The organism is Citrobacter enshiensis (genome assembly GCF_029338175.1).
Taxonomy (GTDB): Bacteria; Pseudomonadota; Gammaproteobacteria; order Enterobacterales; family Enterobacteriaceae; genus Citrobacter_D; species Citrobacter_D enshiensis.
In genome coordinates this window covers 2,825,725-2,843,621 of sequence record NZ_CP119862.1, presented here as the reverse complement: position 1 = coordinate 2,843,621, position 17,897 = coordinate 2,825,725, and the positions used below count along the sequence as shown (strand labels likewise).

The window sequence follows — 17,897 nt, the reverse complement described above, 5'->3', positions numbered from 1 at the left end:
ATCTCTGTCACATCTCTTTGCAAAGGACCGTAAATCTTTGCCAAAAAGATAGTGCCTCTGTTATGTTTATGATCTGTTTTAATTTCTAAGGAGTATAGGGCAGTAGCCCGATGTATGGATCGTCACCGACGTCATTTCACCTTTAGGCCGCTTTGCGCCTGCCATTCTGGCAACGTTTGCCACAACCTGAATTTGCACATTGCTTTATCGGCTGAGATGTTCAGTGCGCCGTCTGGCTATTCCTTAAGCAGGAGCTTGTCATGGAATTCTTAATGGACCCCTCAATTTGGGTGGGGCTGCTCACGCTTGTTGTTCTCGAAATTGTTCTGGGTATTGATAACCTGGTCTTTATCGCGATTCTGGCTGACAAACTGCCGCCAAAGCAGCGCGATAAAGCACGTCTCATCGGTTTGTCACTGGCGCTGTTCATGCGTCTTGCGTTGCTGTCCATCATTTCGTGGATGGTGACCTTAACCAAACCGCTCTTTACCGTCTGGGATTTAACCTTCTCGGGGCGTGACCTGATCATGCTGCTCGGGGGGATATTCTTGCTGTTTAAAGCCACCACGGAACTCCATGAAAGGCTGGAAAATCGCGAGCATGATTCCGGGCACGGTAAAGGCTATGCGAGTTTTTGGGTGGTGGTTACGCAAATTGTCATTCTGGATGCGGTCTTCTCGCTGGATGCGGTTATTACCGCTGTAGGTATGGTTAACCACCTGCCAGTGATGATGGCGGCAGTGGTCATTGCAATGGCGGTGATGCTGCTGGCCTCTAAACCGCTGACACGTTTCGTGAACCAACATCCGACAGTGGTCGTGCTCTGTCTGAGCTTCCTGCTGATGATTGGTTTGAGTCTGGTGGCTGAAGGTTTCGGCTTCCACATTCCGAAAGGTTATCTGTACGCGGCGATTGGCTTCTCCATTATTATTGAGCTGTTTAACCAAATTGCCCGGCGTAATTTTATCCGCCATCAGTCGACGTTACCGCTGCGTGCGCGTACCGCTGACGCGATTCTGCGCTTAATGGGCGGAAAACGTCAGGCGAATGTGCAGAGTGAATCGGATATCCCGGCGGTGGTTCCCGTCCTGGAAGGTGCCTTTGCCGATGAAGAGCGTTACATGATTAACGGTGTGCTGACGCTGGCGTCGCGCTCGTTACGCGGCATTATGACGCCACGCGGTGAGATTAGCTGGGTTGATGCGAGTCTGAGCGTGGATGAAATCCGCGAGCAATTGCTCTCCTCTCCGCACAGTTTGTTCCCGGTTTGCCGTGGCGAGCTTGATGAAATTATCGGTATCGTCCGTGCGAAAGAACTGCTGGTTGCTCTGGAAGAGGGCGTCGATGTCGCGGCCATCGCCTCCGCATCGCCGGCGATTGTGGTTCCGGAAACGCTGGACCCGATCAATCTGTTAGGCGTATTGCGTCGTGCTCGCGGTAGCTTTGTCATCGTCACCAACGAATTTGGCGTGGTGCAGGGGCTGGTCACGCCGCTGGATGTTCTGGAAGCGATTGCCGGTGAGTTCCCGGATGCCGATGAAACACCGGAAATCATTACCGACGCTGACGGTTGGCTGGTGAAAGGTGGGACCGATCTCCACGCCCTGCAACAGGCGCTTGCGGTCGATAATCTGGTGGACGACGACGATGAAATCGCCACGGTCGCGGGACTGGTCATCGCAGTAAATGGCCATATTCCGCGTGTGGGAGACGTTATTGAAGTCGCACCATTGAGCATTACGATTGTCGAAGCCAATGACTATCGGGTTGATCTGGTACGTATTGTTAAAGAGCAACCCGCGCATGACGAAGATGAATAAGCGGGTTTAACGAAACGGTATGGCGGGCATCATGTGCCCGTTATGCTGGGCGGGCGGCGGTGAGCTGCCCGCCAGCCACTGTGGAAAATCACGTAATGGCATCGGTTTCGCATACAGAAATCCTTGCAGTATGTGTACGCCGTGTTGGCGAAGATGCTGTGCCTGCGCTTGTGTTTCCACGCCTTCCGCCACCAGTTCGATATTCAACCGCTGTCCGAGGGCAATGATGATATCGGTCACTGTCGAATTCACCGCGTCGGTGCCGATAGCGGCGGTAAACGACTTATCGATCTTCAGCACATCTGGCCGCAGTTTTTCCAGCCACGACAGTGAACTGTTTCCCGTCCCAAAATCATCAATCGCGAGTTTGACACCTTTACGGTGAAGTTCGCGTACCATGCGATAATCCACGTCAAGCAACGCATCCCGTTCCGTGAGTTCAAGAACGAGCTTCTGGATGGGATGCGCTTTAAACCAGTATCGGTTGAGATCTTTTAACAGTGCGCCATGACGAAAGTGGCTGGCCGCCACATTGATACCGATATGGAACTGACTGCTCATCGGAAAAAAATGCCGCTGACGAACCGTTTCCTCAATCACATAGCGGGTCAGTGGGGCAATGAGATGGTGCTCTTCGGCGATCGGAATAAACACATCCGGAGAGATCCAACCCTGGCGGGGATTATTCCAGCGCAGCAGAATTTCTACGCCAATACATTGCTGTGTACGGGCGTTCACTAATGGCTGACAAAAAAGCTCAAACTCGCGCGCGGCAAGGGCCAGATTGATCTCCCAGGAGAAACTCATTCTGTTGGCGGTCGCCAGCCACGTGAGATACCCCACCAACAGACTGAGCATCATGGCGAGCGGGAGCTGAGAGGGCAGATGCTTTAGCGCCAGTTCTCCCGCCCCAGGACCGGTCGCGCTAATGGTGAACGGAAAATATTGTGAGGAAAGCTGGTAACGTTGTTCACCATTGAGAGGAGGTAACGTGTCGACGACCCCTCTGCCATAAAGGAGATGGTGATTGCCGACGGACAAACTCGCGCTGGTGATTTGCGGCTGTTCAGGTTCAAGAAGCATATCCACCAGCAAATCGATGTTCACGATCACCAGCACCCCGTTTTTGCCATTGGATGATGACGGATACCACTGGATAAGAATAGGGCTGCCCTTGATCAGCGAGCGATCGATGGAGAGAAGCAACAAAGGCTCTGGCGCCGGAAGGTTTGCATGCAGTTGGCTGACCGGCACATTGCGATAGCCAAAGATGCTGGAGCAGTACAACACGCCCCCTTCGACCAGGCCAATGGAACGAACCGTTTGCAGTTTGGCGGCCTGTTTACGCAGCGCTAAATGGGTGACGGAGCAGGGCAGGCCAATCAACGGCAGCATCACATCCCGCCCTGACTGGAGGGGACGCAGGACATCATCCAGTGCGTTAACGGCATGATTGGCGAACGACACGGTTCGATGATGATTAAAATTTCGTTCCGACATAAAGCGGACACATAACGTCAGGATGAGTGTGGTCAGCGCACAAATCGTGCAAACAATGAAACGGTTACGACGGTAGTTTTTGATGATCCGTTGAGCTGTTTGCATGCGAGCTGCCCGATAAGCCGTTGGCAACAAAAGCCAACCGCGACAGAGCAAGTGTAGTGGGGAAAATTACCGTAGACGAGGGAGACGCGTAAAATTCGCCCATCCGTTGCAGATGGGCGAGGTTCAAGTATTAGTCACACTGCACTTTAATGGCCAGCCCGCCACGCGACGTTTCACGGTACTTGGCGTTCATATCCTTGCCCGTTTCGTACATAGTCTCAATGACTTTATCCAGCGAGACACGCGGTGCGCTGGTACGACGCATTGCCATACGCGCGGCGTTGATCGCTTTCACAGAGGCAATCGCGTTACGTTCAATACACGGCACTTGCACCTGACCCGCAACCGGATCGCAGGTTAAGCCCAGGTTGTGTTCCATACCGATTTCGGCTGCAACACAGACTTGCTCCGGGCTGGCGCCCAGCAGTTCCGCCAGACCCGCAGCGGCCATTGAACAGGCCACGCCAACTTCCCCCTGGCAACCGACTTCAGCACCAGAAATAGAGGCGTTCATTTTGTACAGTGCGCCGATAGCGCCAGCGGCCAGGAAGTAACGGATATAGATATCCGGGCTGACTGACTCAATAAAATGATCATAATAGGCCAGCACCGCAGGGACGATACCGCAGGCGCCGTTGGTTGGTGCCGTCACCACCCGGCCACCCGCCGCGTTCTCTTCGTTAACAGCAAGGGCGAACATGTTCACCCAGTCGATAACGTTCATCGGATCGCTGGAGAGCTTGTCGCTGGAAACCAGCATCCGGCGCAGCGCAGACGCACGGCGCGGAACGCGCAGCGGGCCAGGCAGAATGCCTTCGGTGTTCATGCCGCGATCGATACAGGCTTGCATGGTCTGCCAGACATTGGCGAAATACTCTTCAATCTCTTTCTTGCTGTGCAGTGCCAGTTCGTTTTGCATCACCATGCCAGAAAGCGACAGGCCGGTGCTGTTGCAATATTCCAGCATTTCGGTGGCTGATTTGAACGGATAAGGCACACTCACATCACCCGTTGCGTCCTGACCAAAATGTTCTTCATCAACGATAAAACCGCCGCCGATGGAATAATAGGTTTTGCTGTAGATGACGGTTTCGCCGTTCCACGCATGGATCTGCATTCCGTTCTCGTGCAATGACAGATTGTCATTATGAAAACGCATCCCGTTATTGTGCGGGAAATCCACTTCATGCCGACCCTGAGCCAGCAACAGGCGTCCGCGCGTTTCAACGTCGCGGATAAAACCCGGGATGCTATCAATATCAACGGTGGCAGGTTCGTTCCCCGCCAGACCCATAATAATGGCGATATCGGTGTGGTGACCTTTACCCGTTAATGACAGTGAGCCGTATACATCCACGGCGACACGGGTAACGCTATCCAATAATCCTTTTTCGACCAGGTCATCGACGAACTGTTTACCCGCCTTCATAGGCCCTACAGTATGGGAGGATGAGGGACCAATCCCCACCTTAAACATGTCGAATAGACTAATCACGATAATACTCCTGACAGGGTAACTGGGGTTCCAGTAACGATGTAATAACTTTGCATAGTGTAAGAGGGAATAGGGCTATCAGCTTAACTATTCACATGAATTAAACTAATAGGTAACCTTGCTTTTACTAATATTGGGCGTGGAGTTTCAAGTCGTGTTCGGTACGTGTAAAGTTAAGTATAGTCAGGGTCTCATGCCAATCTGCAGCGCCAGCTCACGAATAATTCCGGCCGTCATGCCCCAGACGAAATAATGCTCATACCAGGAAAGCCAGACGCGATGAGAGTCCCCGCGACGATACACATCCAGTGGATGATATCGCCTCAGTTGCAACGCTTGCGCCAGCGGCATTTCAAACACGGCAGACACTTCATCTTCACTGGCGTGATAATGAAGGTCGGGTGGGATGATGCCAACGACGGGCGTCACCCGAAACCCGGTAACGCTATCTACCGGAGGGAGTACCCCAATCACCTCAACGGCCTCTGGCGGGATCGCGACCTCTTCGTGGGCTTCGCGCAGTGCAGCGGCGATAATCGACGCATCGCTACTGTCTACCGCGCCGCCGGGAAAGGCCACCTGACCGGCGTGTTTACGCAGATGGACGGAACGCTGGGTGAGCAGCAGTCCAGGCTGAGGGCGACGAACGACGGGGATCAGTACGGCGGCCTGACGGTTGTTTAGCGTTTCACGATTCATCTCAGGGCGTAAAAGTTGAAACCGTGATAAAAAATCATCGAGCGTCAGGCTGCTGTTATCCACGTATTAGTTCTCCAGTTGATGCAAAATACGATTCACTTTATCAAACGTTTCCTGATATTCCGCCGCTTCCTGGCTGTCCGCCACAATCCCGCCGCCTGCGGAACACGACAGTTTTCCCTCCGTAGCGCTCAGGGTGCGAATGGTGATACTGGTATCCATATTGCCGCAAACGCTGAGATACCCAATGCTGCCGCACCAGGCATTGCGTCGCTGTGGCTCCAGTTCATCAATAATTTCCATTGCACGGACTTTCGGCGCGCCGGTGATCGAACCGCCAGGGAAGGCGGCACGCAGCAAATCGGTGGCATGCAGGTGGTCGGGCAACTGCGCGGTGATGGTACTGACCAGATGGTGTACCGCCGGAAACGGCTCAACGACAAACAGTTCGGGCACTTTGACTGACCCCGGAACGGCGACGCGGCCAATATCATTGCGCATCAGATCGACAATCATCAGGTTTTCCGCCCTGTCTTTCGGTGAGCTGGCGAGTTTTTGCGCCTGCTGACGGTCATCGTGTGGATCCTCCAGACGCGGAAGTGTCCCTTTGATGGGCCGGGTCTGAATGTGGCCGTCCGCGAGTTGAATAAATCGTTCTGGCGAAAGGCTCAAAATAGCGCCATCTTCCAGACGTAAAAAGGCGCTGAAAGGAGCCCGGTTGGCCTGATTGAGACGCACAAAGGCTTGCCATTCGTCACCCTGATAGTCAGCCTGAAAACGCTGGGCAAGATTCACCTGATAGCAGTCGCCGCTGTGTAGATAAGCCTGTACCTGGCGAAATTTTTCACCATACTGCTCGCGCGTCATGTTCGACTGCCAGGCAGAAGTTAATCTGAACGGCTCATGCACCGGCGCCTGTTGGCTTTCCAGCCAGTCGAGTCGTGCGGCTGCGTCCGAATGGCTGAGCAGCGACACGGTTTGCTTTTGGTTATCGACAATCAGCGCCCAGTCGTAAATTCCCACCGCCATATCCGGCAACGTGATATCGTGTTGGGCGATATTGGGCAGAGATTCAAAACGGCGCCCCAGATCGTAACCAAAAAGCCCCACAGCCCCCCCCTGAAACGGTAAATCGTCGCTGTGCGATGGGGTCATCTCCAGAGACGCCAGCGCTGTCTGCGCGACGTTCAGCGGATCATCCGTCGTTGTGGTGCAGTTATGCGCATCACAGACCCGCGTTTTTTCTCCACGTGTGACCAGTGTTGTGATGGGATCGGCCACCAGAATGTCAAAGCGGTTATGCGGATGATCCGCGTGACCAGAATGCAGAAGCATGGCCCAGGGGGTATGACTCAGCGGCGTAAAATAGTGTTCAGCGGCGTCCTGACGCCAGGGTAACTGGATTACAGCGGGAGATAACGTCTTCATCTGTCCTGACTCGTGACTACTCTACTGGCTATGTGCCGGGTAGCATGAAATAATTAGCGTTAACAATTTAGCAGGAGTTCATCATGTTTGCAGGTTTACCTTCACTCACGCACGATCAGCAGCAAAAAGCGGTAGAACGCATTCAGGAACTGATGTCACAAGGAATGAGTAGCGGGGAGGCGATTACGCTGGTGGCTGCGGAGTTACGCGCCACCCATACCGGCGAGCGGATCGTGGCGCGTTTTGAGGATGAGGACGAATAACGCGACCTTAGACGGCAGCGATAATTTTAATCTCAACCTTGTATTTCGGGTTCATTAACCCAGCCTGTACCGTGCAACGTACAGGCGCATGTCCGGCAACAACCCAGGCGTCCCAGGCGTTGTTCATCGCCGCGAAATCACTTTTATCGGTAAGAAAAATGGTCGCATCCAGAATACGTGCTTTATTGCTGCCTTGCTTTTCCAATACGGCATCGATTTGCGCCAGGGTGTTGGCCGTCTGCTCGAAGGCGTCAGCCTCCAGGTTCTCAGGTACGCCAGTGTAGTACAGGGTATTATTGTGGATGACCACATCAGACCAACGGTCTTCGGCATCAATACGTACAATAGTCATCAATTACTCCTCGTTAGCGTTAAGGTTCCATTTTTACGCGGCAAGACTGCCACATTGTTATGCCGTCGTCACCTCTTCAACTGGCGAAAGATCCTCTGGCCTGACATAATCCCTGTTCAAATGAACAGGGGGTAGTGTGTCGGACGATTTTGCCGTAGACGGTCAGTTAGCGAAAGCGATAGCGGGTTTTAAGCCGCGCGAACCACAGCGACAAATGGCCGTTGCCGTGGCCCATGCGATTGAAACCTCGGCCCCTCTGGTCGTCGAAGCCGGGACAGGCACAGGGAAAACCTACGCCTATCTCGCGCCTGCGTTGCGCGCCAAAAAGAAAGTGATTATTTCAACGGGCTCGAAAGCGTTGCAGGATCAGCTCTACAGTCGCGATCTCCCTACCGTGGCAAACGCCCTGAAGTTCACCGGCAAACTGGCGCTGCTGAAAGGGCGCTCAAACTATTTGTGTCTGGAGCGTCTTGAACAGCAGGCGCTGGCCGGCGGTGACTTGCCGGTGCAAATTTTGAGCGACGTCATCTTACTGCGCTCCTGGTCTAATCAAACCCTTGATGGCGACATCAGTACCTGCGTTAGCGTGGCGGAAGACTCCCAGGCCTGGCCGCTGGTCACCAGCACCAATGACAACTGTCTGGGCAGCGATTGCCCGCTCTACAAAGAGTGCTTTGTGGTCAAAGCGCGTAAAAAAGCGATGGATGCAGATGTCGTGGTGGTCAACCATCATCTTTTTTTGGCTGACATGGTGGTGAAAGAGAGCGGTTTCGGTGAACTGATCCCCGAGGCCGAGGTGATGATCTTCGACGAAGCCCATCAACTTCCCGACATCGCCAGCCAGTACTTTGGGCAGTCACTCTCCAGCCGACAGCTACTTGATCTGGCAAAAGATTTTACGATTGCGTATCGCACCGAACTCAAAGACACCCAACAACTGCAAAAATGTGCCGACCGTCTTGCCCAGAGTGCGCAAGATTTCCGTTTGCAATTAGGTGAGCCTGGCTACCGGGGGAACCTGCGCGAGCTTCTCGCCGATCCGCGCGTCCAGCGGGCCTTTCTGTTGCTCGATGACACGCTCGAACTGTGTTACGACGTCGCGAAACTTTCTCTGGGGCGCTCGGCGCTGTTAGACGCCGCCTTTGAGCGGGCCACGCTGTATCGCACCCGCCTCAAGCGGCTAAAAGAGATCAATCAGCCAGGCTACAGCTACTGGTATGAATGCACGTCGCGCCATTTTACCCTGGCGCTGACGCCGCTGAGTGTCGCGGATAAATTCAAAGAGGTGATGGCGCAGAAACCCGGCAGCTGGATTTTTACCTCAGCGACCCTGTCGGTGAATGACGATCTCCGCCACTTTACCGCGCGACTGGGGATTGAAGAGGCAGAATCCATGCTGCTTCCCAGTCCGTTCGATTACACGCAGCAGGCGCTGCTGTTAGTGCCGCGAAACCTGCCGCAGACCAACCAACCCGGCGCGGCGCGCCAGTTGGCCGCAATGCTACGACCCATCATTGAAGCAAACAATGGGCGCTGCTTTATGTTGTGTACTTCGCACGCCATGATGCGCGACCTTGCCGAACAGTTCCGCGCCACCATGACGTTGCCGGTGCTGCTGCAAGGCGAAACCAGCAAAGGTCAACTGTTGCAACAGTTCGTCAGTGCGGGTAACGCGCTGCTGGTGGCGACCAGCAGTTTCTGGGAAGGCGTCGATGTGCGCGGCGATACCTTGTCGCTGGTGATTATCGACAAGTTGCCGTTTACCTCGCCGGATGACCCGCTGCTCAAAGCGCGAATGGAAGACTGCCGACTGCGCGGCGGCGATCCTTTCGATGAGGTTCAGTTACCGGATGCGGTCATCACCCTGAAGCAGGGGGTGGGGCGCCTGATCCGTGATGCCGATGACCGTGGCGTGCTGGTGATTTGTGATAACAGGCTCGTTATGCGCCCCTATGGCGCGACGTTCCTGGCCAGCCTCCCGCCCGCGCCGCGTACCCGGGATATTGCTCGCGCCGTCCGGTTTCTTGCCCTCCCATCGGTTAAGTAATTTGTTACGGAGTATGGTAAGATACGCGCCATTTTATTGATCTAAGCACGAAGACCCATGCGAATTCTGGCTATCGATACCGCCACAGAAGCCTGTTCTGTTGCCCTGTGGAATGACGGTAATATCAACGCTCAATTTGAGCTTTGCCCACGAGAACACACCCAACGAATCTTGCCGATGGTTCAGGATATCCTGGCAACCAGCGGCACAACGCTTGCCGAAATCAACGCGCTGGCCTTTGGCCGCGGACCGGGCAGTTTTACCGGCGTGCGCATTGGTATCGGTATTGCGCAAGGTCTGGCATTGGGTGCCTCTCTTCCAATGATCGGTGTCTCGACGCTGGCAACGATGGCGCAGGGCGCCTGGCGTAAAACCGGCGCCACCCGCGTTCTGGCGGCGATTGACGCCCGAATGGGCGAAGTGTACTGGGCCGAATACCAGCGCGATGAAAATGGCGTATGGCACGGTGAAGACACTGAAGCGGTGTTAAAACCGGACGCGGTGATTGCGCGGTTGAAGCAACTTTCCGGCGAGTGGGCCACGGTGGGCACGGGCTGGCCAGCATGGCCGGAGCTGGCAAACGAGAGCGGTCTGGCGCTGCGAGATGGCAACGTCTTGCTGCCTGCGGCAGAAGATATGCTGCCTTTGGCCAGTCAAATGCTGGCGGCAGGAAAAACCGTCGCGGTTGAACATGCCGAGCCGGTTTATTTGCGTAACAACGTGGCGTGGAAGAAACTTCCCGGTAAAGAATGAATCTCAGTAGTATTAGCCTGATGCAGTGATATGTGCTGAGAAGAAGGAGTCGCATTATGGCGGTTCACAAACAGATTGTTAAAGGAATGCTGGCGGCAGCCGTTGCGCTTATGCTGAGTGGCTGTGTCACCGTTCCGGATGCCATCAAAGGGTCGAGTCCCACGCCGCAACAGGATCTGGCGCGGGTGATGAACGCGCCGCAACTGTATGTCGGCCAGGAAGCGCGTTTTGGCGGCAAAGTGGTGGACGTGCAAAACCAGCAGGGGAAAACCCGTCTGGAGATCGCCACGGTGTCTCTGGATAGCGGCGCGCGACCGGTGCTGGGCGAAGTGTCACGCGGACGCATTATGGCAGACGTGAACGGGTTCCTTGACCCGGTTGATTTTCGTGGTCAACTGGTTACTGTCGTCGGCCCAATCAGCGGAACTGTCGACGGTAAAATCGGCAATACCCCGTATAAATTTATGCTGATGCAGGTTACGGGCTATAAGCGCTGGCGGGTTACGCAACAGGTTGTGATGCCGCCTCAGCCGATAGATCCGTGGTTTTACGGTGCACGCGCCAGACACTATGGCTATGGTTACGGCTATGGTTATGGCGGATGGTATAACCCCGGTCCCGCTCAGGTTCAGACGATAGTAACAGAGTAACTCATTGTTTTGTCGATAAAAGAAACAGCGGCTCGTCCGCTGTTTCTGCATTAATACGGATAGAAGAAAAATAAATAGTGACGCGCTTCGCAACCTTTCAGTTGAGTAATTAATAAACTGGTACGCTGAGTTAATATTATGTTAACGGCTTGTTTATTTACTGGGGTTGTGATGACGACGAACACGCATTTTAGAGGTGATGTTTTGAAGAAGGTTTGGCTTAACCGTTATCCCGCAGATGTCCCGGCGGAGATCAATCCTGACCGTTATCAATCCCTGGTGGAACTGTTTGAACAGGCTTCGGCGCGCTACGCCGATCAGCCTGCGTTCGTCAATATGGGGGAGGTGATGACCTTCCGCAAACTCGAAGAGCGTAGCCGGGCATTTTCGGCGTATTTGCAGCAGGGGCTCGGGCTTAAAAAGGGCGATCGTGTCGCGTTGATGATGCCGAACCTGTTGCAGTACCCTGTCGCACTGTTTGGCATCCTTCGCGCCGGGATGATCGTGGTCAACGTCAATCCCTTGTATACGCCGCGTGAACTGGAACATCAGCTCAACGACAGTGGCGCGACGGCCATCGTGATTGTCTCCAACTTTGCCCATACGCTGGAAAAAGTGGTTGAGAAAACGGCCGTAAAACACGTGATCCTGACCCGTATGGGCGATCAGCTCTCCACGGCGAAAGGTACGCTGGTTAATTTCGTGGTGAAATACATTAAGCGTCTGGTGCCGAAGTACCATCTGCCGGATGCGATTTCATTTCGTAGCGCGTTACAGAACGGCTACCGCATGCAATATGTGAAGCCTGAGGTGATGCCTGAAGATTTGGCGTTCCTGCAGTATACCGGCGGCACCACCGGGGTGGCGAAAGGGGCGATGCTGACGCACCGCAATATGCTGGCAAACCTCGAGCAGGTGCATGCCACCTACGGGCCGCTTTTACATCCGGGTAAAGAGCTGGTGGTCACCGCGCTGCCGCTGTATCACATCTTCGCCCTGACCATGAACTGCTTACTGTTCATTGAGCTGGGCGGGCAAAACCTGCTGATCACTAACCCGCGTGATATTCCCGGCCTGGTAAAAGAACTGGCGAAATACCCGTTCACCGCCATGACGGGCGTGAACACGCTGTTTAATGCTCTGTTGAACAACAAAGAGTTCCAGCAGCTCGACTTTTCTACCCTGCATCTGTCAGCAGGTGGCGGAATGCCCGTCCAGCAAGCCGTAGCGGAGCGCTGGGTGAAGCTGACCGGGCAATACCTGCTGGAAGGCTACGGGCTGACCGAATGTTCACCGCTGGTGAGCGTTAACCCGCACGATATTGATTATCACAGCGGCAGTATTGGCTTACCCGTTCCCTCGACCGAGGTCAAACTGGTGGACGATGATGACAACGAAGTGCCGCCGGGAGAACCGGGCGAGCTGTGCATCAAAGGCCCACAGGTGATGCTGGGTTACTGGCAGCGTCCCGACGCGACGGATGAGATCGTCAAAGGCGGCTGGCTGCATACCGGCGATATCGCGGTGATGGATGCAGAAGGTTTCCTGCGCATCGTTGACCGTAAAAAAGACATGATTCTGGTCTCCGGCTTTAACGTCTATCCGAACGAAATCGAAGATGTGGTGATGCAGCATCCTGGCGTTCAGGAAGTGGCAGCGGTGGGCGTGCCGTCCGGCAGCAGCGGCGAGGCGGTGAAGATTTTTGTGGTGAAAAAAGACGCTTCTCTCACCGATGAAGCGTTGGTCACTTTCTGCCGTCGCCATCTGACGGGCTACAAAGTGCCTAAGCTGGTGGAATTCCGTGACGAGTTGCCAAAATCTAACGTCGGAAAAATTTTGCGACGAGAATTACGTGACGAAGCGCGTGGCAAAGTAGACAATAAGGCATGAGCTTTAAATGAGTCGCCAGACGCCGGTTAAGCCGGCGTTTTTTTTGGCGCAAACCTAAGAGAACACGATTTGAATTACCAAATGATCACGACGGACGACGCACTGGCAACGCTGTGCGAAGCGGCCCGTGCGTTTAAGGCCATTGCCCTGGACACTGAATTTGTCCGCACGCGCACCTATTATCCGCAGTTGGGTCTTATCCAGCTGTTTGATGGCGAACACGTTGCGCTGATTGATCCGCACGGGATCACCGACTGGTCCCCACTGCGCACCATTTTACGTGATACCGCCATTACCAAATATCTGCATGCGGGCAGCGAAGATCTGGAAGTGTTTCTTAATACCTTTGGTGAGCTGCCACAGCCGCTGATCGACACGCAAATCCTTGCGGCGTTTTGCGGGCGTCCCTTGTCATGGGGATTTGCATCGATGGTGGAAGAGTTCACCGGCGTGGCGCTGGACAAGAGTGAATCCCGCACCGACTGGCTGGCCAGACCGCTAACGGAACGCCAGTGTGAATATGCGGCGGCCGATGTCTGGTATCTATTACCGATCACCGCAAAACTGATGGCGGAAACGCAAGAGAGCGGTTGGTTGCCAGCCGCGCTGGACGAGTGTCGTTTGATGCAGCAACGCCGTCAGGAGATCCTCGCGCCTGAAGACGCCTGGCGTGAAATCACCAACGCCTGGCAGTTGCGTACCCGTCAACTGGCCTGTCTGCAATTGTTGGCCGACTGGCGACTGCGTAAAGCGCGTGAGCGCGATCTGGCGGTCAATTTTGTGGTGCGCGAAGAACATCTGTGGGCTGTTGCCCGTTATATGCCAGGCAGTCTGGGGGAACTCGACGGTCTTGGGCTTTCCGGCAGTGAAATTCGTTTTCACGGCAAGACGCTGATTTCGCTGGTGGCGCAAGCGCAGGCGCTCCCGGAAGAGAGCCTCCCGGAACCCTTGCTGAACCTGATGGATATGCCGGGCTACCGCAAGGCATTCAAAGCCATCAAGGCGCTGGTTGCCGATGTTAGTGCGGCGCATAATCTCAGCGCCGAACTGCTCGCGTCCCGCCGCCAGATAAACCAGTTGCTCAACTGGCACTGGAAACTGAAACCGCAGGCGACGTTGCCGGAGCTGATTTCCGGATGGCGTGCGGAGCTGATGGCTGAACAGCTCAACCGTCTGCTGCAAGAGTATCCCCGCTAAGCCAGACGAAAACGGGAGCCAGGCGCTCCCGTTATTCGCAGTGAGATCATAAGTCCAGTACCAGTCGCTTACCTTTGGCGCGTGAGCAGCAGATGAGCAGACTTTGCTGGCTGGCTTTTTCATCGTCGCTGAAATACTGATCCCGGTGATCGGCTTCCCCTTCGAGAATCGCCGTTTCACATGTGCCGCACACACCTTCACGGCACAAACACTCCACCTTCGCCGCTTTGTTATTTTCGATCACCTGCAAAATCGTCATCTCTTCGGGGACGATAAACTCGCGTCCCGAACGGGCCAGCACGAGGGTAAAGGCATCGCCCGCCTTATCTTCAACGGCAAATTGTTCAAAATGCAGAGCATTTTTGTCGATGCCGAGGGCGGTAGCCTCGCGTCTTACGGCATCGTTAAGCGCCGCAGGACCACAGGTATAGATATGAGTGCCCGGTTCAACATCGGCCAGCAACCGCGCCAGTTCCAGCCGTGTGCCTTCTGACGAAAGGTGCAGATGAATACGATTGGCATTGATATGCTGAGATAACTCACCGTGAAACGCGCAGTTCTCCTGGCTGTGGGCACAATAATGGAGCTGCCACTGCGCCTGGCGCTGTTCCAGTTCGGGTATCTGAGAGAGGAATGGGGTGATCCCAATCCCCCCGGCGATCAGCAGATGTTTATGCGCCTGCGGCGCGAGCGCGAAGAGATTCTTCGGGGTGGAAACGGTAAGTGTGTCGCCGGGTTTTACCTGCTGATGCAGATAGCGCGATCCCCCTTTGGAGTTCTCCTCCCGCCGCACGGCAATTTGCCAGTGAGAGGTATCCAACGGGGAACTCATCAGCGAATAGGCATTGCTGTAGAGATGATTGCCCTCGCGCATTTGGACAATGATATGACTACCGCCGCTAAAGGCGGGTAACCCGCCGCCCGACGCGGCGACTAAGGTAAAACGCTTTACATGCGCGGTGAGGGTGTCAACCTGACTCACCCGCACCTGATGCATTTGATATTCAGACATCGCAGCACTCCCTTAAAAATCAGCCCGACGCTGCTTAACTACAGCGCCGGGACCTGTCATCGTTACAGCCCCTGGCAGAGGTATTTCATCTCCAGATAATCTTCGATCCCGTACTCTGACCCTTCGCGCCCCAGCCCCGACTGTTTGACGCCGCCAAACGGCGCGACTTCATTGGAGATAAGTCCGGTATTGATCCCCACCATCCCGTACTCAAGCTGTTCTGAAACGCGCCAGATCCGCGCGGCGTCATTGGTGTAGAAATACGATGCCAGGCCATAAATGGTGTCATTAGCCTGACGGATAACATCCTGTTCATCGTCGAATTTCACCAGCGCGGCTACCGGGCCAAAGATCTCTTCCTGTAACAGCTGAGAGCCTGGCTGCACGTTGCCTATCACCGTGGGGGTAAAGAAATTTCCGCCTGCTGCATGACGCTGGCCGCCGGTTAACAGCGTGGCGCCACGGGTCAGCGCATCGTCGAGCAGGGACTGCACTTTTTGCACGGCATCACTGTTGATCAGCGGTCCTGTTTGCACGCCGGGCTGACTGCCGTCGCCCACCCGCAGCGCCGCGACCCTGGCGACGAATTTCTCGCAAAACGCGTCGTAAATGGCGTGATGGATATAAAAGCGGTTCACGCACACGCAGGTTTGCCCGGCATTACGGAATTTGGCAACCAGCGCGCCTTCTACGGCTTTGTCGAGACAGGCATCTTCAAAGACGATAAACGGCGCGTTGCCACCCAACTCCAGCGACACCTTTTTAATGCTGTCGGCACACTGGCGCATCAGGACGCGGCCCACTTCGGTTGACCCCGTGAAGGAGAGTTTGCGCACGCGCTCATCACCGGTGAATACCGCCCCGATATCACGGGATTTACCGGTCACGACATTGATAACACCGGCCGGGATCCCCGCCTGTCGCGCCAGTTCTGCCAGCGCCAGTGCGGTGAATGGCGTTTCATTCGCCGGTTTGAGCACCATCGTACAACCTGCTGCGAGCGCAGGCCCGGCTTTGCGGGTGATCATCGCCGCAGGGAAATTCCACGGCGTGATGGCGGCACAGACGCCAATTCCCTGGCGGATCACCATCAACCGTTTATCGGTGGACGGGGAGGGGATAACGTCGCCGTTGGTACGTTTCCCCTGCTCGGCAAACCATTCGATAAACGACGCGGCGTAGGCAATTTCCCCCTCTGCCTCCGCCAGCGGCTTGCCTTGCTCGGCGGTCATGATCTGCGCAAGCGCGGAGGTGTTGTCGAGGATCAGACGATGCCAGGCTTTGAGTAACATCCCACGCTGAGCGGCAGTCATCGCCCGCCAGGACGGTAATGCCTGCGAGGCGGCGTCAACCGCCTGACTCGCTTCCTCTGCGCCCATATTGGGGATTTTCCCCAGCGTCGCGCCTGTTGCCGGGTTCGTCACCGTCAGCGTGGCGTCATCATCGGCATCTCGCCAGACGCCAGCAATAAACGCTTGTTGACGAAAAAGTGAAGACTGAAATACGGACATGGCTCTCTCCCTGTGCAATTAATTCTGGAACACCTGGGCGACCAGGTTATGGAAATGAGCGATACCGTGCTCGGAAATTCCGCTCCCGCTGGTATCCGCCATAATGCGCCCCTGACCGCGATAGCCGCGTGATTTCAGCCCTTTTTGTACGCTTTCCACCAGGCGCAAATCTTCCGGGCGGAACACGTCGCGATACCATTCGATCAGCGACTTCTGCTCATCCGTTAATTCTTCGTTGGTAAAGTAGATATCGTAGTTTTGCAGGGTGGTTTCCGCATCGACCGGGAATTCATAGATAACCGTCATCATCCCCTTGATAGGGGTGACATTGAGCATGGTGCAGGGCCACAGCCAGAAGCCGTGGAAGGCCGCATCCACGCCCTCTTCAAATTTGAATGACTGCTCGGAAGGTTTGGCGAAACCGTACTGCAGTGTCCAGTTGCCATGCATGGTATGCCAGTAGCGATCCACCTGTACGGAATCAGAGAAGCCAGGGTGTGCCGGGCCACAGTGGTAGCACTCCAGATAGTTATCGACGATATTCTTCCAGTTTGCCGGGGTGCGGGTGGTAAAACGGGCCGCGAGTTTCAGGTCATGAACCTCCGGGCACGCTTCCACCACTTTTGCCGCCAGCCCCGGTAACTGCTCTTCAACGCTGGGTGCATTCGGATCCATGTTGATAAAGACAAAACCGGCGTACTCTTCAAGGCGAACCGGGGTGAGGTGGGCCTTTTCGCTGTCGAAATTGGCCACATTTTCACAGTTACGGGCGTGAGCGAGGTTGCCATCCAGCTTGAAGGCCCAGGCATGGTACGGGCAGGTAATCACGTTTTTCGCTTTCCCTTCGCCGCTCAGTAACTGATGACCGCGATGCGGGCAGACGTTATAGAAGGCGCGCAAAATATTGTCGCGACCGCGCACCAGGACGATATTTTCGCCGATGATCTCGCGGGTCACATAATCATTCGGCTTCGCCAGTTCGCTGCTGTGAGCGACGCAAATCCAGCTTTTGGCAAACACGTTCTCTTTTTCATGTTCGAATGCCTGCTGGTCGGTGTAAAAGCGTGCCGGAATGGTCCAGGCATCCTGCGGGTTTGCACAAAAGTTGTCAGGCAAAACAAATTCAGGGCTCAGATTGCTCATAGGGTTACCTTTTATTTTTTGTCAGTAAGAGG

16 protein-coding genes are annotated in these 17,897 nt (G+C 54.9%); 8 read left to right on the top strand and 8 right to left on the bottom strand.

Annotated elements, in window-relative coordinates:
* The first annotated feature begins 114 nt into the window (after positions 1-114).
* Positions 115-273 carry a protein YoaL gene (locus P2W74_RS23630; protein ID WP_412767193.1) on the top strand — a complete coding sequence of 53 codons (159 nt, stop codon included), beginning with the start codon at positions 115-117 and terminating at the stop codon, positions 271-273.
* Positions 261-1,820: a CNNM family cation transport protein YoaE gene (gene yoaE / locus P2W74_RS13795; RefSeq protein ID WP_203358107.1), complete on the top strand. Its 1,560-nt coding sequence runs from the start codon at positions 261-263 to the stop codon at positions 1,818-1,820. The genes P2W74_RS23630 and yoaE overlap by 13 nt, the downstream gene beginning before the upstream one ends.
* A 6-nt stretch (positions 1,821-1,826) precedes the next feature.
* Here yoaE and P2W74_RS13790 read toward each other — a convergent pair whose 3' ends face one another.
* The 4 genes from P2W74_RS13790 to pabB all read right to left on the bottom strand — a co-directional run bounded on the left by P2W74_RS13790 (position 1,827) and on the right by pabB (position 7,047).
* A complete protein-coding gene (locus P2W74_RS13790; protein ID WP_276292044.1) occupies positions 1,827-3,425 on the bottom strand; it encodes an EAL domain-containing protein in 1,599 nt (532 codons plus the stop codon).
* A 130-nt stretch (positions 3,426-3,555) separates the two neighbouring features.
* Complete coding sequence (sdaA, locus tag P2W74_RS13785; RefSeq protein ID WP_276292043.1) at positions 3,556-4,920, bottom strand: L-serine ammonia-lyase; 1,365 nt, start codon at positions 4,918-4,920, stop codon at positions 3,556-3,558.
* A 183-nt stretch (positions 4,921-5,103) separates the two neighbouring features.
* Positions 5,104-5,682, bottom strand: a complete 579-nt coding sequence (locus tag P2W74_RS13780) for a CoA pyrophosphatase (protein WP_276292042.1) — start codon at positions 5,680-5,682, stop codon at positions 5,104-5,106.
* Between the two features lie 3 nt (positions 5,683-5,685).
* Positions 5,686-7,047, bottom strand: coding sequence for an aminodeoxychorismate synthase component 1 (pabB, locus tag P2W74_RS13775; protein ID WP_276292041.1), 1,362 nt, complete (start codon positions 7,045-7,047; stop codon positions 5,686-5,688).
* A gap of 83 nt (positions 7,048-7,130) precedes the next feature.
* Between pabB and P2W74_RS13770 the strand changes: the two genes are divergently transcribed.
* Entirely contained in the window at positions 7,131-7,310 is a 180-nt protein-coding gene (locus tag P2W74_RS13770) for a YoaH family protein (RefSeq protein WP_276292040.1), read from the top strand.
* A gap of 7 nt (positions 7,311-7,317) precedes the next feature.
* Here the strand turns inward: P2W74_RS13770 and P2W74_RS13765 are convergent, their stop codons facing one another.
* A complete protein-coding gene (locus P2W74_RS13765) occupies positions 7,318-7,662 on the bottom strand; it encodes a RidA family protein (protein WP_276292039.1) in 345 nt (114 codons plus the stop codon).
* A gap of 136 nt (positions 7,663-7,798) precedes the next feature.
* On the opposite strand from P2W74_RS13765, the gene P2W74_RS13760 reads away from it, so the two are divergent.
* From P2W74_RS13760 to rnd, 5 genes are all read left to right on the top strand, one after another.
* Entirely contained in the window at positions 7,799-9,709 is a 1,911-nt protein-coding gene (locus P2W74_RS13760) for an ATP-dependent DNA helicase (RefSeq protein WP_276292038.1), read from the top strand.
* Positions 9,710-9,766: 57 nt separating this feature from the next.
* On the top strand, positions 9,767-10,462 hold the full coding sequence (gene tsaB / locus P2W74_RS13755) for a tRNA (adenosine(37)-N6)-threonylcarbamoyltransferase complex dimerization subunit type 1 TsaB (RefSeq protein WP_276292037.1): 696 nt from the start codon (positions 9,767-9,769) through the stop codon (positions 10,460-10,462).
* A 56-nt stretch (positions 10,463-10,518) separates the two neighbouring features.
* On the top strand, positions 10,519-11,112 hold the full coding sequence (locus P2W74_RS13750) for a Slp family lipoprotein (protein ID WP_276292036.1): 594 nt from the start codon (positions 10,519-10,521) through the stop codon (positions 11,110-11,112).
* Between the two features lie 204 nt (positions 11,113-11,316).
* Positions 11,317-13,002 carry a long-chain-fatty-acid--CoA ligase FadD gene (gene fadD / locus P2W74_RS13745; RefSeq protein WP_276292035.1) on the top strand — a complete coding sequence of 562 codons (1,686 nt, stop codon included), beginning with the start codon at positions 11,317-11,319 and terminating at the stop codon, positions 13,000-13,002.
* A gap of 81 nt (positions 13,003-13,083) precedes the next feature.
* Complete coding sequence (rnd, locus tag P2W74_RS13740; RefSeq protein WP_276295194.1) at positions 13,084-14,199, top strand: ribonuclease D; 1,116 nt, start codon at positions 13,084-13,086, stop codon at positions 14,197-14,199.
* A 46-nt stretch (positions 14,200-14,245) separates the two neighbouring features.
* Here rnd and P2W74_RS13735 read toward each other — a convergent pair whose 3' ends face one another.
* The 3 genes from P2W74_RS13735 to yeaW all read right to left on the bottom strand — a co-directional run bounded on the left by P2W74_RS13735 (position 14,246) and on the right by yeaW (position 17,865).
* A complete protein-coding gene (locus tag P2W74_RS13735) occupies positions 14,246-15,211 on the bottom strand; it encodes a PDR/VanB family oxidoreductase (RefSeq protein ID WP_276292034.1) in 966 nt (321 codons plus the stop codon).
* A gap of 62 nt (positions 15,212-15,273) precedes the next feature.
* The gene (locus tag P2W74_RS13730) at positions 15,274-16,722 is read right to left on the bottom strand and encodes an NAD-dependent succinate-semialdehyde dehydrogenase (RefSeq protein WP_276292033.1); all 1,449 of its coding nucleotides are present in this window, start codon (positions 16,720-16,722) and stop codon (positions 15,274-15,276) included.
* Positions 16,723-16,740: 18 nt separating this feature from the next.
* Positions 16,741-17,865 (bottom strand): carnitine monooxygenase, oxygenase subunit YeaW, encoded by a 1,125-nt coding sequence (gene yeaW, locus P2W74_RS13725; protein WP_276292032.1) that lies wholly within the window; start codon positions 17,863-17,865, stop codon positions 16,741-16,743.
* Positions 17,866-17,897 lie beyond the last annotated feature (32 nt).